At 64.0% G+C, this 14,533-nt stretch carries 15 protein-coding genes; 7 read left to right on the top strand and 8 right to left on the bottom strand.

All coding sequences use genetic code 11. The annotated features are described in order from the left end of the window. The first annotated feature begins 1 nt into the window (after nucleotide 1). Nucleotides 2-1,315, top strand: a complete 1,314-nt coding sequence (locus ACED18_RS18780) for a capsule biosynthesis protein (protein ID WP_377295127.1) — start codon at nucleotides 2-4, stop codon at nucleotides 1,313-1,315. A gap of 6 nt (nucleotides 1,316-1,321) precedes the next feature. Here ACED18_RS18780 and ACED18_RS18775 read toward each other — a convergent pair whose 3' ends face one another. The 5 genes from ACED18_RS18775 to ACED18_RS18755 form a co-directional block, all read right to left on the bottom strand. Continuing rightward, entirely contained in the window at nucleotides 1,322-2,332 is a 1,011-nt protein-coding gene (locus ACED18_RS18775) for an SIS domain-containing protein (protein WP_377295125.1), read from the bottom strand. Between the two features lie 225 nt (nucleotides 2,333-2,557). After that, nucleotides 2,558-2,770, bottom strand: coding sequence for a hypothetical protein (locus ACED18_RS18770; protein ID WP_377295123.1), 213 nt, complete (start codon nucleotides 2,768-2,770; stop codon nucleotides 2,558-2,560). Nucleotides 2,771-3,197: 427 nt separating this feature from the next. Continuing rightward, nucleotides 3,198-5,729 (bottom strand): protein translocase subunit SecD, encoded by a 2,532-nt coding sequence (gene secD / locus ACED18_RS18765; protein WP_377295121.1) that lies wholly within the window; start codon nucleotides 5,727-5,729, stop codon nucleotides 3,198-3,200. A gap of 89 nt (nucleotides 5,730-5,818) precedes the next feature. Then, entirely contained in the window at nucleotides 5,819-6,211 is a 393-nt protein-coding gene (locus tag ACED18_RS18760) for a hypothetical protein (protein WP_377295119.1), read from the bottom strand. A 262-nt stretch (nucleotides 6,212-6,473) separates the two neighbouring features. Beyond that, complete coding sequence (locus ACED18_RS18755; protein WP_377295117.1) at nucleotides 6,474-6,662, bottom strand: DUF2256 domain-containing protein; 189 nt, start codon at nucleotides 6,660-6,662, stop codon at nucleotides 6,474-6,476. 756 nt (nucleotides 6,663-7,418) lie between these two features. On the opposite strand from ACED18_RS18755, the gene ACED18_RS18750 reads away from it, so the two are divergent. The 6 genes from ACED18_RS18750 (at nucleotide 7,419) to ACED18_RS18725 (ending at nucleotide 11,267) form a co-directional block, all read left to right on the top strand. Then, nucleotides 7,419-7,739, top strand: coding sequence for a hypothetical protein (locus ACED18_RS18750; RefSeq protein ID WP_377295115.1), 321 nt, complete (start codon nucleotides 7,419-7,421; stop codon nucleotides 7,737-7,739). Nucleotides 7,740-7,895: 156 nt separating this feature from the next. Then, on the top strand, nucleotides 7,896-8,204 hold the full coding sequence (locus ACED18_RS18745) for a hypothetical protein (protein ID WP_377295113.1): 309 nt from the start codon (nucleotides 7,896-7,898) through the stop codon (nucleotides 8,202-8,204). Between the two features lie 94 nt (nucleotides 8,205-8,298). Continuing rightward, nucleotides 8,299-8,580 carry a hypothetical protein gene (locus tag ACED18_RS18740; RefSeq protein ID WP_377295111.1) on the top strand — a complete coding sequence of 94 codons (282 nt, stop codon included), beginning with the start codon at nucleotides 8,299-8,301 and terminating at the stop codon, nucleotides 8,578-8,580. An 87-nt stretch (nucleotides 8,581-8,667) separates the two neighbouring features. Continuing rightward, the gene (locus tag ACED18_RS18735) at nucleotides 8,668-8,964 is read left to right on the top strand and encodes a hypothetical protein (RefSeq protein ID WP_377295109.1); all 297 of its coding nucleotides are present in this window, start codon (nucleotides 8,668-8,670) and stop codon (nucleotides 8,962-8,964) included. A 176-nt stretch (nucleotides 8,965-9,140) separates the two neighbouring features. Further along, nucleotides 9,141-9,434, top strand: a complete 294-nt coding sequence (locus ACED18_RS18730) for a hypothetical protein (protein WP_377295107.1) — start codon at nucleotides 9,141-9,143, stop codon at nucleotides 9,432-9,434. A 729-nt stretch (nucleotides 9,435-10,163) separates the two neighbouring features. Beyond that, the gene (locus ACED18_RS18725) at nucleotides 10,164-11,267 is read left to right on the top strand and encodes a hypothetical protein (protein ID WP_377295105.1); all 1,104 of its coding nucleotides are present in this window, start codon (nucleotides 10,164-10,166) and stop codon (nucleotides 11,265-11,267) included. A gap of 77 nt (nucleotides 11,268-11,344) precedes the next feature. Here ACED18_RS18725 and ACED18_RS18720 read toward each other — a convergent pair whose 3' ends face one another. From ACED18_RS18720 to ACED18_RS18710, 3 genes are read right to left on the bottom strand one after another with little or no spacing between them, the layout of a single operon-like run. Beyond that, nucleotides 11,345-12,568, bottom strand: a complete 1,224-nt coding sequence (locus ACED18_RS18720) for a glycosyltransferase (RefSeq protein ID WP_377295103.1) — start codon at nucleotides 12,566-12,568, stop codon at nucleotides 11,345-11,347. Next, on the bottom strand, nucleotides 12,565-13,641 hold the full coding sequence (locus tag ACED18_RS18715; protein WP_377295101.1) for a radical SAM protein: 1,077 nt from the start codon (nucleotides 13,639-13,641) through the stop codon (nucleotides 12,565-12,567). Before ACED18_RS18715 ends, ACED18_RS18720 begins: the two co-directional genes overlap by 4 nt. Continuing rightward, nucleotides 13,589-14,500, bottom strand: a complete 912-nt coding sequence (locus ACED18_RS18710; protein ID WP_377295099.1) for an NAD-dependent epimerase/dehydratase family protein — start codon at nucleotides 14,498-14,500, stop codon at nucleotides 13,589-13,591. Before ACED18_RS18710 ends, ACED18_RS18715 begins: the two co-directional genes overlap by 53 nt. Nucleotides 14,501-14,533 lie beyond the last annotated feature (33 nt).

Here is a 14,533-nt window from a genome sequence, read left to right as displayed (position 1 = left end):
GGTGAGCGAAGCGCCACGCACCGAAACACCGCCGGCCGCCCGCACCTTCCTGTTTCTGGAAGGACCGTCCTCGCTGCTCTTCGTCTACATCGCGCGCGCGCTGGAAAAACGCGGCCACCGGTGCCTGCGGATCAACCTGAATGCCGGCGATCAAATCTTCTGGCGCCATGGCGGGGCGACCGCCTATCGCGGCACCGCAGCCAACTGGCCGGGTTTCGTCGAGCGCTTCATGCTTTTGAACCGCGTGGACGAGCTGATCCTGCTCGGCGAGGAGCGGCCCTATCATCAGGCCGCCTGCGCGGCGGCACGGCGCAACGGCGTCAGGATTTCCGTGGTCGAGATGGGCTATCTGAGACCCGACTGGATCACGATCGAGCGGGAGGGCATGTCATCCAACTCCCGCTTTCCGCGCGACCCCGCGCAGATCCTTGCCGCCGCCGAGGGCCTGCCGGAGCCGGACTGGACGCGGCGCTACAGCCAGACCTTCGTGGCCGATGCCGGGCTCGATCTCGTCTACAACCTGCCGAATGTCTTCCTCTGGTTCCTCTATCCGCATTATCGCCGCCATGCGATCTTCCATCCGCTGGCGGAATACGTGGGGTGGATCCGCAGGCTGGCGACAGGAAAGCGGCGCGCGGCGACCGCGCAAGCGCGGATCGACCGGTTGCTGGAAAGCGAGCGCCCGTTCTTCGTCTATCCGCTGCAACTGGAGACGGATTTCCAGCTGCGGGCACATTCGCCCTATCACAGCCAGAAGCAGGCGATCGACGAGATCCTGTCTTCCTTCGCTGCCCATGCGCCGGCCGATACCACGCTGGTCATCAAGGTTCATCCGCTCGACAACGACCTTATCGACTGGGAAGCCTATGCGAAGGCCCGCGCCGAGGCGCTCGGGATTTCCCACCGCATCCTCTATCTCGACGGCGGTGATCTGGCGCTGCTCCTCGGCCGCAGCCAGGGCGTGGTGACGGTCAATTCGACCGTTGGGCTGCATGCCTACCAGCAGGCCGTGCCGGTCAAGGTTCTGGGATCGGCGGTCTTCGATGTCGAGGGGCTCTCGGACCAGCGGCCGCTGGACGTTTTCTGGGCAGAGCCGCACCAGCCTGATCCGGTTCTGCTATCGGCCTTTCTGCGGCTGATGGCGGCGACGATCCAGGTGCGCGGGAACTTCTATTCGCTGGAGGGTGCACGGGCGGGTGCGGAGGCGATCGCGGCGCGGCTCGATGCGCGCGACGTGAACGAGCCCGGCGCCTATGTGGATCCCGCGCCGCGCCGCAAGCCCGTCAAGCGGGCGTGGCCCCAAGGGCTTAGCTGACGGACGTCAGATCACGCCGGCGCGCAGCAGGTCGTGGATGTGCAGCACGCCGGTCGGGATACCGGCCTCATCGATCACGAAGAGCACCGTGACCTTCTGGTCCTGCATCGCCTTCAGCGCAGCACTTGCCAGCATGCGGGCGGGCGCGGTGCGCGGGTGGCGCGACATGACGGCATCGACAGGCGTCTGCATGAGGGCGGGCGACATGTGGCGGCGCAGGTCGCCATCGGTGATGACGCCGATGAGCTTTCCGTCGCCGTCGGTCACGCCCGCTACGCCGAAGCCTTTGGAGGTCATGACGATCAGGGCTTCGCTCATCTGTGTGCCGAGCGGCAAAAGCGGCATGGCCTCGCCGGAATGGGCGAGTTCGCCGACCAGCATCAGTTGCGCGCCGAGCTTGCCGCCGGGATGGAAGACCTTGAAATCCTCGGCCGAGAAACCGCGTCCCTCGAGAAGGGCGATGGCAATCGCGTCACCGACGGCGAGCTGAAGCAGCGCGGAGGTGGTAGGTGCCAGCCCATGCGGACAGGCCTCGACCACCTTGGGCAGCACGACGGGCACATCGGAATTGCGCGCGAGAACGCTTTCGGCACCCGATGTCAGCGAGATGATCGGCACGCGGAAACGCTTGGCATAGGTCAGCATATTGGCGAGTTCCGCCGTTTCGCCAGACCAGGACAGCAGAAGCAGGATATCGTCCGAAGTGACCATGCCGAGATCGCCGTGGCTGGCTTCGGTGGGATGGACGAAATAGGCCGACGTTCCGGTCGAGGCGAGCGTGGCGGCGATCTTGCGGCCGATGTGGCCGCTCTTGCCGACACCGGAGACGACGACGCGGCCACGTCCGGCGGCGATCAACGCCACGGCGTCGACGATGCTGCGCGACAGGGCGAGATCCGTCTCGAAGGCAGCCTTCAGCGCCACGACCCCATCGACGGTGGCGGTGAGGCTTCGCGTTACGGAGGCCCGTGCGCGGGTCTCGTCCGACGTTTGCGATGTCAGGGGTCTCGGTGCCATGGGCCAGTCCTCGGCGTCTGCCTTGTGATTGGCACCCTGCTAAACCCCTTCGCGCATCAGATCAACGCCGTATGCTGTCCAAGGGGCCGCCTACGGTCAGATTCGGGGATGCGCGCTTGTCGCTTTCCGCCTGCCGGTCGTTGACCGGTTGACTGGCCCGGGTCGCGGGCCGGCGCGGATGCACCGGCCAAGGATCAAGGCAGGCTCTCTTCGCCATCAGGCGACTTACGCCGCGAGACCAGCCTGAGTGGGGTTGGCGCGGACCGGCGGGCCGGCAAAGAGGCCGCGAATGGCGGCCTGCGCCTCTTCCACGCTCGAAAAGCGCTGCGCGTCGAGCGCCCACACGTGGTACTTGACGGCCAGGAACTTCAGGCGGTCGTGGTCCGGGACGACGACGCCGACGGGTTCACCGTTGAATTCGATAACTTGCTTGCTCATGCGCATACTCCCGCTGCATGGGGTCGCCATGCAGGCTTCAAAGTCTTCGTGATGTCGGAAACGTAGATCTTTCGGTCACATTCGGCAGGAAGCCGATGCAACCACGCGTTTGCCCGTCACACGACAACGGGAGATCGAACCGCGGATAGCGTTGATGCAGGCGGAACCGGACATGCCACTCTCCTCTAGCTCGCTTTGAAGGCCATGATTCCTGCTTGGAACCATGAAGCCAAGATAGAATTTTCTATCTCTATACTCAACTACCATGACAGGTTTACGAAAAATAATTTCGTTTTTCCTGCCATTCGACCGAAATCAGAAACGGCCTGTTTCGATCCGGGCCATAACTGGGAAGGTCATACCCCCAAATCAAGAGGGCCGCGGAAAATTCCGCGGCCCTCCTTGTCTGCGATCAATGCGACGGAAATCAGGCTTCCGCCTTTGCCTCGCCCGTGCGGGTCACCTCGCGGTCCTTCCACCAGCGGCTGAGGAAGAGCAGAATCGGTCCGCCGATGTAGATCGACGAGGTCGTGGCGACGATGACGCCGAAGACCATGGGCCAGGCAAAGGGCTTGACCGGATCACCGCCCCAGATGGCCATGGGCACCAGCGACAGGAAGACCGCGACCGAGGTGAAGATGCACCGCATCACCACCTGGTTGATCGACATGTCGATCAGCTGGCTGAAGGGCATGGTCTTGTACTTGCGCAGGTTCTCGCGCATGCGGTCATAGACGACCACCTTGTCGTTGACGGAGTAGCCGATCAGCGTCAGCAGGGCGGCAATGGCCGTCAGGTTGAAGTCGATCTGGAACAGCGCGAAGAAGCCGATCATCTTGGTAATGTCCAGGATGAGCGTGACGATGGCCCCGATCGCGAAGTGCCATTCGAAGCGCCACCAGATGTAGATCAGGATGGCGAGCATGGCGAGGCCGACGGCGAGGAAGCCGGAGCGGGCCAGTTCCGTCGAGATGGTCGGGCCCACGACTTCCGTGCGCTCGAAGGTGGCGTCGGGCACAAGCTGCTGCACACGATCGCGGATCGCGTTCAGTGCCGTTGTCTGCTCCTGTTCACCGCCCGGCTGGCGCTGCACGCGGATCAGGACCGACGTGCCCTGGCCAAACTCCTGCAGCGCGACTTCGCCGTAGTTCAGCTCCTCGAGCCCCTTGCGAAGCGGCGCAAGATCGATCGGCTGCTTCGAGGTCGCCTCCACCTGGATACCGCCCACGAAGTCGATGCCGTAGTTGAGGCCCGGCGTGAAGAACAGGATGACCGAGGAGATCGACAGGAAAGCCGACATGCCGATGGCGATGAAGCGGCCGCGCATGAAGGAGAACTGCGGCAGCTGCGGCACCTTGCCGAAGAGCGAGTGGATCTCGATCTTCTTCATCTTCCGGCGGGCGACGACCTCATGCATCATCATGCGCACGATGGTGATCGAGGTGAACATCGAGATCACGATGCCGATCATCATGGTGATGGCGAAGCCGCGAACCGGGCCCGTGCCGAACATGAAGAGCAGGATGGTGCCGACGAGCGTCGTCACGTTGCCATCGACGATGGTGGCGAAGGCCTTGTTGAAGCCGAGGTCGAGCGCCTTCATGGCGCCGGCGCCGGCAGCGGTTTCTTCGCGGATACGGGCATTGATGAGGATGTTGGCATCCACCGCCATGCCGATGCCGAGAATGATGCCGGCGATGCCGGGCAGCGTCAGCGTCGAGCCCAGAAGGCCAAGCACTGCGATTGTGAAGATGGTGTGCAGCACGAGGCCGAAATTGGCGATCCAGCCCCAGGCGCCGTAGAGCACGACCATCATGGTGACGACGGCAAGAAGGCCGGCGGCACCGGTGTAAAGACCCATCTGAATCGAGTCCGAACCGAGGTTGGGACCGACCGAACGCTCCTCGATGATGGTCAGCGGCGCCGGCAGCGCGCCGGAGCGCAGCAGGGCGGAAAGAACCGTGGCTTCCTGCGCCGTGAAGTTGCCGCTGATTTGGCCCTGGCCGCCGATGATCGGCTCGCGGATGACGGGCGCGGTCAGCACCTTGCCGTCAAGAACGATGGCGAAGGGGCGGCCGACATTGTCGCGGGTGATATCGGCGAACTGGCGGGCGCCGAGGCTATCGAAGGTGAAGGAGACGATCGGCTCGTTGGTGCGCTGGTCGAAACCGGCCTTGGCATCGGCCAGACGCTCGCCGGAAATCGCGACGCGCGATTCGACCGCATATTTGCGGCCGTCATTCTGGCCGGGCAGGATGTCCACGCCGCGCGGCGGGGTGGTCGTGTTCGGATCGGTGGCCGGATCCACCATGTGGAAGCTCATCTGCGCGGTGGAGCCGAGAAGCTGGCGCAGGCGCGTCGGGTCCTGAAGGCCCGGCAGCTGCACGAGAATGCGGTCGGAGCCGACGCGCTGGATGAGCGGTTCGGCCACGCCGACCTGGTCAACGCGCTGGCGGATGATTTCAAGGCTCTGCTCGACGGCCTTGGTCATGCGGTCGGCAAGACCGGCTTCCGTGAGGCCGATGGTGATGGTCTGGCCATCGCCGCCAATGGCGATGTCGGACTGGCCGCCGCCGAAGCCGAGCGTGCCGCCCGTGGGGGCTGCGAGTTCCTGGAAACGCGGCAGGACGTTGGTGCGGTCCTCCGGCGTTGCCAGTTGCACGTTCACCTGGTCGCCGGCAAGGCGCACGGTGGCGCCGGACAGGCGCTGCTCGCGCAGGATACGGCGGGCATCGTCCATCAGCGTGTCGAGACGCGCCTTTCGAAGGCCGGCGGCATCGACTTCCAGAACGAGGTGCGAACCGCCGCGAAGGTCGAGGCCGAGCGTGACCTGGGATGCGGGAAGGTAGCGACCGATCGACTGCTGCATGGAGGCAGGCAGAACGTTCGGCAGCGCGGCGGCGATCCCGAACAGGGTCACCAGAATATAGGCCAGCAAGGCCCAGCGATTTGTGCGCATGGATAAAACCTTGGGCCCGGGCGGAGCGTGCTCCACGCGCGGGCGATTGCAGGATCATGAAAGGACAGACAGTCTGTCCCGCGAAGGGATCAGGCCTTGGCGGCCGGGGGCGCGCGAACGCGGTAATGGCTGGCGCAAGGAGCTCCGGCTAGGGAGATTGTGCCTGCGCAGCGGTCGCTGTCGACGAGACGAGGCAGGCCCAGCGAAGGAAGATCGGGAAGGATAAACGGCAAGGGGCCGCCGGACAGCGTCTTGCCGTCGGCTCTCTCGCCAAGGGCATGGGCGTCGGCGGCAAGGGTCGCCCGCAGCACCTGTCGTGCCAGCGCTGTCTCGCCGCCTTCCGGCGTGATGGAGCCGGAGGCACGGGCCGCGCGGGCGGCAGACGGATCGAAACCGGAGAGGGCGGCGAACTGCAGCGCGAAGAGGGCCACGGCCATGGCAAGCACGGGGCCAAGCCGCCGGCGGTATTCCGCCGGGCTCACGTCCCCTCTTCGCCTCGTGCGGCTCTTCACGTTGTTGCATCCTTGCTCTGCCGCGGCGCGTATGCGGGGCGGCAGACTGGTCGTTTCGTCGGGAGACACGGCTGAAGGTCGCGCGTCTTCGCCGGCCGCAGCAAAGCAGCCGTCACAGGCGCGGCACAGAACCATTCACGGTGGCGGAAGTCAATTCAAAGGCCGCTGCGAGGGCGCGATTCGCCCGCTTTGGTCTCCCAGGCCGGCAAAATGGTCGGCAATCCGCTCGGAATCATCGCGGAGCGCGCGGCGACGGCGCTGGAGCGCTCACCGTTGCGCTTCGCTTTTCCCGGCGGCAGCGCTCTGAACAATAGGTGACGCTGTCCCAGTCGCGCTCCCATTTCTTGCGCCAGACGAAGGGACGCCCGCAGGTCGGGCAGATCTTTTCCGGCAGGTTCTGCCTGGCGACGCCGCGTGGCATGGGAATGGTCCTTCTTTCTCTCCCGGACCTCCGGGCAATCCGGCGCCAGCTATTCTCTCTGCGCTCCGTCAGACGATTCTACGTGGCAGCGACAGCGATGGATCGCCACTTTTTCGCCACAAAATCCGAGGGCGAAAACGGCACTTTGAGATCGAACCGAGCGGTTCACACCTTCGTGAAGATCTTGAAATTTCCCAATTTCAGTCTCCTGCCGCAATCGTTAACGCGCGCGCCGCGTGCTTCGCCCACCCCTCTTCCGATCGCAATTCGAACCGCATGGTTCGCTCAAACTCCACGTTTTCCTGATAATTCAGGATCCTCTAATTTTATTATGTTCAGCGTTCCCTACGCTGCGCGTCGCACCGATTAAGGCATCGGCCAAAAGGGATTCGAGCGCTTTCCACTGTTCAACATTTGTTGACAGTGGTTTCCAACAATACATACTTCTCACCCGCATATTGAGGGACCATATCTATTCTCACAAGAGCACGAAACACTCTTGTACGACGTGTCGAAAGACGAAGGACTGCATTTCAGGACAGACCGCCAGCCTCCCCCAAGGAGGGCAGACAGGGCGGCCGGTGCATCCCCTTCGGTCCGGACCATCATGCGCCCAAAGGTGTAAGACGCATGGTTCTCCGGCTTCGGCCCGGCCGCTCCGACCGACGAATGGCGCCGCCAGAAGGACTGGCACGTGACGCCTTCGTGATCGCCCCGGTCGCAAGCAAATGAACCGGAAACAATGGAGATTCTATCATGTCCAAGACTATCAATGCCGCTCTCGCCGCCCTCGTTCTGACCACCTCGGTCGTCACCGGTGCATCCGCCGCCTTTGCAAGCGGCGACTACTACCCGGGCGTTTCCGAAACCCCGATCGTCAAGGCTCAGGCTCAGGCCGACACCGGCGCCAAGGTCGGCGCCCGTCTTGCCGGGATCGAAGGCGGTGACGGCGCCTACTACAAGGGTGTCGCCCACGGTCACGTCGACACCATGGCAACCGGCTCGATCAAGAAGAGCAACTCTATCCAGCCGGTCTTCAACAAGGGCGACTATTACCAGGGCGTCAGCGTCGAGTAATCGCGCAGAAGCCGGGCCAGGCCCCCAGCGAGCCTGGCCCCTCAACACCATCCAAGCCGGTTCCCGGAATGACGAGGGCGTTCGCGTCCGCGCCGGGTTCCTTATTGCACGCGCCGTCGAAGGCGCACCTGAACCCCACATAATGGAGATTTGATCATGTCCAAGACCATCAATGCCGCTCTCGCCGCCCTCGTCCTGACCACCTCGGTCATCACCGGTGCATCCGCCGCCTTCGCAAGTGGCGACTATTACTCGGGCGCTTCCGATACGCCGATCTTCCAGGGCCAGGCCAAGGCCGGCTCCGGCGCAACGCTGGCTGCCAACAATGGTGGCGACGGCACCTACTATCAGGGTGTCTCGCGCGATCCCGTCGATACTGTCGCCACGGGCTCCATCGTGAAGGGCAAGGCACCGCAGGCACCCGTCAACAAGGGTGACTACTACCAGGGCGTCGACGCCGAATAATCGGCCAGGCCAACAGGCCGGCGACTGTGCCGCCGGCGTGCCGGGCCCCGCGGGGCCCGGCTCACTGAACCCGAACTTTCCAAGGAATACTGCCATGACGAGGACGCTCGCGTCCGCGATGGGGACTTCGTTGTCCATCGCCTTTCTGACTGCCCTGACATTTTCGGCCGCAGCAGCGGAACAGCACGAGGGCGGCTTTGCCGCTGCCTGGACCGCGATTGCCGGAAACGGCGCCAACCAGTCCGCCGCCGCGCAGGCCATGCTCACCGATGACATGGAGACGGGCAGCGTGCTGACATTGCGAGCCTCGTCTTCGGCCTCTTCCGGCGCTGGTCTTTCCGCTGCCTCTGCAGCCATCGACCCGTCCACACCCTAACGCGCGGTCGACCCGACCCCGATTCGATCCGCCACTGAACCCTCCAGCGTTGCGCCTCGCGCCGCTTATCACACAAGGACCATGACCATGACCAAGACACTCGCTTCCCTCGCCGTCGTTGCCGCTGTTGCACTCGGCTCCGCGTCCTCCGCCTTTGCCGGCGGCAGCTATTATGACGGTGCCTCCTCCATGCCGCTCTTCCAGGGCCGTGCGGCGTCGACAGCCGGTACGGCTGCCGCTGTCAACAATGGCGGTGATGGCACCTATTATGCCGGCGCGTCGCGCAATGCTGTCGATGCGGTTTCGACGGGCTCGATCGTGAAGGGTGCTGCTCCGCAGTCGCCCGTCGAGAACGGCGATTACTATCCCGGCCTGTCGCGCTGAGCGGCCTGTCCTGACGTCTCGTCAGGGCGAAGCTACCCACTCCCGGAGCAGCGCGTGACGTGTGTCGCTGCTTCTCTTCGGCCGTCGGGCCGAGCCACCTGCCGGCGCGGTGCTGAACGACACGCGACCGGCCAAGGCGCCCTCAAACCGGGCGCACACAACAAAAGGAAAAGACCATGACCAAGACCCTTGCAACCCTTCTCGTTGCTGCCGTTGCCTTCGGCTCCGCCTCCTCCGCCTTTGCAGAGGGCGAATACTACAATGGCGCATCGGCCACCCCGCTCTTCCAGGGTCGCGCTGCATCGACGGCCGGTACGGCCGCCCGCGTCAACAATGGCGGCGACGGCACCTACTATGCCGGCGCATCGCGCAATTCCGTCGACAACGTTTCCACCGGCTCGGTGGTGCGTGGCGCTGCGCCGCAGAGCCCCGTTGAAAACGGCGACTACTACCCGGGCCTCTCGCGCTAAGCCGCGTCGCCTTACGGAGCGGACCGCTCACTCCAGGCGGTCCGTCGGCATCGGCTCCGGCCCCCACTGAGCCATGCCTTGAGCACCCCGGATCCCCCTCCGGGGTGTTTCCGTATCCGGCAACTGACGGTGACGGCAAAAAAGAGGCCGCTCGGCGCAGGGCGCCGGGCGGCCAGTCGGGACATGATCATCGATGTCGCCGGATGGCGACGACAGGCAAGGCCGGGCCGGAACGCTGGCTGGCCGCCTGGCGGCCACGGCGCTTCCTCCGGTCACGGGAAGACACTAGCGGCATCCTGTTGCCCGCCATTGAAGATGTTGGGTGCAATTTTAGGCAAGCCGACCTTTCCCCGCCGATGCAGCCGCAAGACCGGCAAGCACGCAGCAGGCACGTGCCATTTCAGCTTCGCTCAAGCTTGTTCTCATAGAAGGTCAGCACATGCCGGTGGAACAAGGATGGCGGCGAAGACAGGACCGCACCCTCCTTCGACACCAGACTTTTTCGCCGGCATGCCCATATTCCCTTCCGCATGAGGCGGGAGTGTCGCACATGGATCCGGAGAATTGCCGGGTTGGTGCATATAGCAGGCCGCTTTCCGCAGGCGGCATCCCTATGCCGAGGCGCCGGCGCGTCCCCACCTTGCGACGCGCCGTGCCCGGTGTCCGACTGTCGGCCAGAGCGCATGCGGGCGATCGCCCGGGAAGCCGCTGGCGATCCATGGAGCCAACATGCCCACACTTTCGATCGCCATTCCACTCGAGGCCGGAGAGGATCCGACCGGCGACATCGCGCTGCTGATTGCCGATCCGAAAGCAAGCCTGGAAGTGGTCGTCGGGGCGATGGCAGGCGTCGAAATGCCCGTCCCGTTGCAGGAGCTCGCCGCGGGCGACAGCCGGGTCAAGCTCGTGTCCACCGAGGCGGCGCATCGGCGCATGCTGTGGCACGCGACGCTGTCTGCCACGGAAGGGGAATGGATCTCGCTCATCCGGCCCGGCGATGCCATCGAGCCCGATCTGCACCAGATGGTTTCCTATATCGACTCCTTTCACTCGAACGTCGATGCGCTGGGCTGGAACGCGTTCCAGATCGATCCGACGGCGGTCCCCGGCAAGACGAGTTCGATTGCGATCCCCGCCAACTATCAGATCCACACCTTCGACAAGACCCATATGCTGAAGGCGTTCTTCCACTGGGAAAACAGCCTCAACGTGCCGAAGATGCCGTTCGGCCTCTACCATAGCGCCGTGCGTCGCACGCTCCTGGATGGCGTTCTCTTGCTGCCGACGACGGATGAATGGCAGACGCCCGTTCCGCAATATGAGTGGGCTGGAAAGGTTCTGCTGTTTGCCGAAAACCTTGCCTTCTGCGACCGTCCCCTGTCTGCGATCAACGCGCGCCCCTACACGCCGGTGATGCCGACCGCCGACACGTATTTCCTTTTCCATTCGGGCCTTGGCATCACCGGGGCCGTTGCCGAAACGCAGTTCCATGTTCTTCGCGAACTCGGCAGTCCCTGGCAGGTCGGCGATGCCTTTGTGCGGGCCTGCATGATCGACTGCATTCTCGAAACGGAGCGCGAGGCCTTCATCGCGAAGGGCAACGCCTATTTCGAATCGTTGCAGCGGTTCAACGGCGGCGCTCTTGAGCACTTGTTCCGGCCGGATTTCCGCGGCCCGCAGCCGCTGGATCTGCGGCGTGGCCTGAAGGACAACGTGCTGTTCGTCGAACGCTTTCTGGGCGGCGCCCAGACGGCAACGGAATTCTTCCGCGTGGCGCGCGCAATGCTCGCGCCGGTCGGCCTGATCTGTGGCGGCGTGACTGCCGCAGCCTGAGACGAGCAAGCGCTCGTCTCTCGCCTAGACCGCCGCGGATAGGGCAGGATCCGTGGCGGTTTCTTTTTTTTCCGGGACTACAGGCGGGCGAGGTCCGGATCATCCGGGAAGACGCCCCGAAAATGTGAAAGGCTGCCCTTGCTCTCCGTGCTGGTGCTTGCCCATGGCTTTGTGGCGAGCAAGGTCGGCCAGCCATCGCGGTGCGGCGCCTGGGTCGACAGGAACCATTCGACCGGTCCACTGCCGAGCAGGGCGGGAAAATCGACCAGGCCGGGCGCCTCGCACAGAACCCGATCGTAGAGCCTTGCAAAGGCATCGGCCGAATGGGCCGGGCGGCGCGTCCTGTCCATTGCCCGCATGGCCGCATGGCCAGTGGCAGAAAGGGCATCCGGATGATCAAGGGCCCATGCCAGACGACGTGCGGCAGCGGCAATATCCGGCTCCACGAAGCCCGTCACACCATGCTCGACGATGGCCCGTTCGCAGGGATTGTCCAGCACGATCGGAACGATGCCGAGCGACATGGCTTCCACCAGCGCATTTTCTGCCGTGCCGTAATGGCAGGGGTCCAGCAGATAAAGGAATATGCCAAGGCCCTCGAGCGCGGCACGTGGGTCTGGGGCATGGCCGGCAAGCCGGACGCGATCGGAATTGCGCATCGCGGCGGCCGCTCTGGCGACGGCGTTGTCCGGTGTGAAGCCACCATGGAATGTCACGCTGAACGCCCCGGAAACGGGCGCGGCTGCATCAATGGCGTCAAAGATGCCGGGATGCATCTTGGCGAAGTCGACCGTGCCGAGATAGCCGACGGCGCGCGGATTGCGCTGCACGGCCGGCTCCGCATCCGGCGCAACGGCAAAGCCGAAACCGGAACCGATCGCCTTGCAGCGCGGCGTCTCGCCTTCCGGCAGCGAACAGGACGAGGTGGCGACGAAAGCATTGCCGACAGCCTTCAGCCCCGACGGCAGGAAGGGTGCGAAGAGGCCGGAGATATGGCACCAGAAGACGATGCGGGCGGGGGGGAGTGCGGCGACGCACAGGGCCGCATAGAGGCGGGGGTGGTTCCACCATTCCACCTGCACGATGTCGGCGTCGGCAGCAAGCACGACCAGCCTGGCGGGGTCGGAGATGATCTCTATCGTCGCGCCGGCGGCAATGATGGCATCGGCGAAGCGTCGGTCGCGGGGCTCTTCCAGAAGGGCGAAGTGGCGGCGGATGTCGCCGCGGTCACAGGCGGTGATCTCGGCATGGGCCTTGCCGACCCCGCCGCCGAGATGCGCAGCGATGTGAAGGATCTTCATTCCGCCGCGATGGGGGACGGAATGCGCGTGCCGCCGGGAGCGCGCACGGACGGATCCGGCTTGACGATCTGCTTGAACTTTTCGAGCAGCATCGGACGGTGTGCGTCGATGTTGTCGGGCAGGCAGTGGGTCAGCTGGCCGCAATTGCCGCAGGTCTGGTTTTCGCAGCGGCGGCCTTCCAGATGCTGGAGGCGCAGCGCGTTCATCTTGTCGGAGTTCCAGATCTCCCTCATCGAATGGGTGCGCGCGTCGCCGATGATCAGCTTGCGGCCCCAGTCGAGGAAGCAGGAGGAGACGAGGCCGTCGGCATTCACGGAATAGCCGTAGAAGATGTAGGGGCAGGTGTCGGTCTCGCCGATATCCTGCTGGTAGATGCCCTTGGTGATCTTCACGCCCGTGTGCTTCTCGATGTCGAATTCCGGCCAGCAGGGGGCGAAATTCTCGATGAAGATGCGGTCGCAGTAATCGCCGAACGTGTCGAAGAACTCCTTCTTCTGGTCTTCGGTGATCAGCTCGCCGGGGATCTTGATGGAGATTTCGGTGTCACCCTTGTTCTCGTAGATCCACTTCACATTCTCGATGAATGTGGGGAAGTCGAACTTGAAGCCGGTGAACTGCATGTACTGCTCGACCGTCATGCCATCGACCGAGATGTTGATCTTGTCGATGCCGGCTTCGAGCACCGGACCGATGCGGTCGGGCGTCAGGAAGGTGCCGTTGGTCGTGGTGTCGATATATTCGATGTAGTCCTTCGACTTGGCGTAACGCACCATGTCGGCGAAGCGCTTGTTGACGAAGGGCTCGCCATCCTTGTAGAGGCGCAGCACCTTGATCGGCTTTCCGAATTCGCCGAGATCGTCCACCACCTTCGTGAAGACGTCGTACTTCATCGCGCCCTGATAACGGCCAGTCTCGGCGATCATGTCACGGTGACCGGTGGGGCAGAAGGTGCACTTGAAATTACAGGAGCTCGCAGGATCGACGAACACGATGAAGGGTGTGTCGAGGGGAATGACCGTTTCAAGCGCCGTGCGGTCTTCCAGATTGATGCGCGGCTTCAGCTGGGCTTTCATCAGAGGTCTCCCGCACGCGTTCCGGTGCGATGGCATTGCAGACACCAACGACGGCAGCAGGATCGGAGGGGTGGATGGCCGCCGTTCCGAATTCCAGCAGGTCCCGCCTGCCATATTCGTCGGCGATCCCTTCGACGAGCGCACGGATCGTTGTCGGCCGACCTGAACAGATGTTGATTGCGCCAGGCTGACCAGTTTTCACCACGTCGGCGATCATCGCCCCGGCTTTTGCGACGTCGAGGAAGTCGCGGATCTGCGTGCCGGCAGAAAGTTTCGCCGTCTCGCCGGCTGCGAGCCTGCCTCTGACATAGGGCACCAGCCGCGCCGGATGCTCGCCCTCCCCGAAGAGATAGAAAAGCCGACACCAGGAAAAGCGGGTATCCTGTTTCGACAGATAGTGTTCCAGCAGATGGTAAACAGACAGTTTAGACGCTGCGTACAGGGTCTGGGGGAAAAGCGGGGCATCGACCGTCAGATGGTCTGACGGCAGGCGGTATTCGAAGCAGGTGCCGACGCCGATGACATGCCCGACACCGGCCGCCACCGCCGCGCGCGCCAGGCGCAGCGAACCCTCGACGCAGGCGAGATTTTCCGGAGAATCCAGATACTTGCCCGGCTCGACAGACCAGGCGGCATGGATGACGGCATCGACGCCCGCCAGTTGCTCCGCCCACCACGCCTCGCTTGCGCGAAAGAGATCCGGGCACGGGACCAGCGAAACCTTCTCGCCAAGCGGACCCAGCTTCTGCTGTGCGCCGGGGCGGCACGTGGCGGAAACCCTGTGACCGTCGGCCAGCAGCGCCTTGACCACCTGGCGGCCGACGAAACCGGTGGCACCGGTGACGAGAACGTGTGTCATGACAAGGTCCGGGAAAGCTCGGGGCGATTAGGT

The sequence above is a fragment of the Rhizobium sp. SG2393 genome, assembly GCF_042610495.1.
Classification (GTDB): domain Bacteria; phylum Pseudomonadota; class Alphaproteobacteria; order Rhizobiales; family Rhizobiaceae; genus RU20A.
Note: the sequence above shows the minus strand (reverse complement) of the source record. Positions and strands in the feature narration are given on the sequence as shown.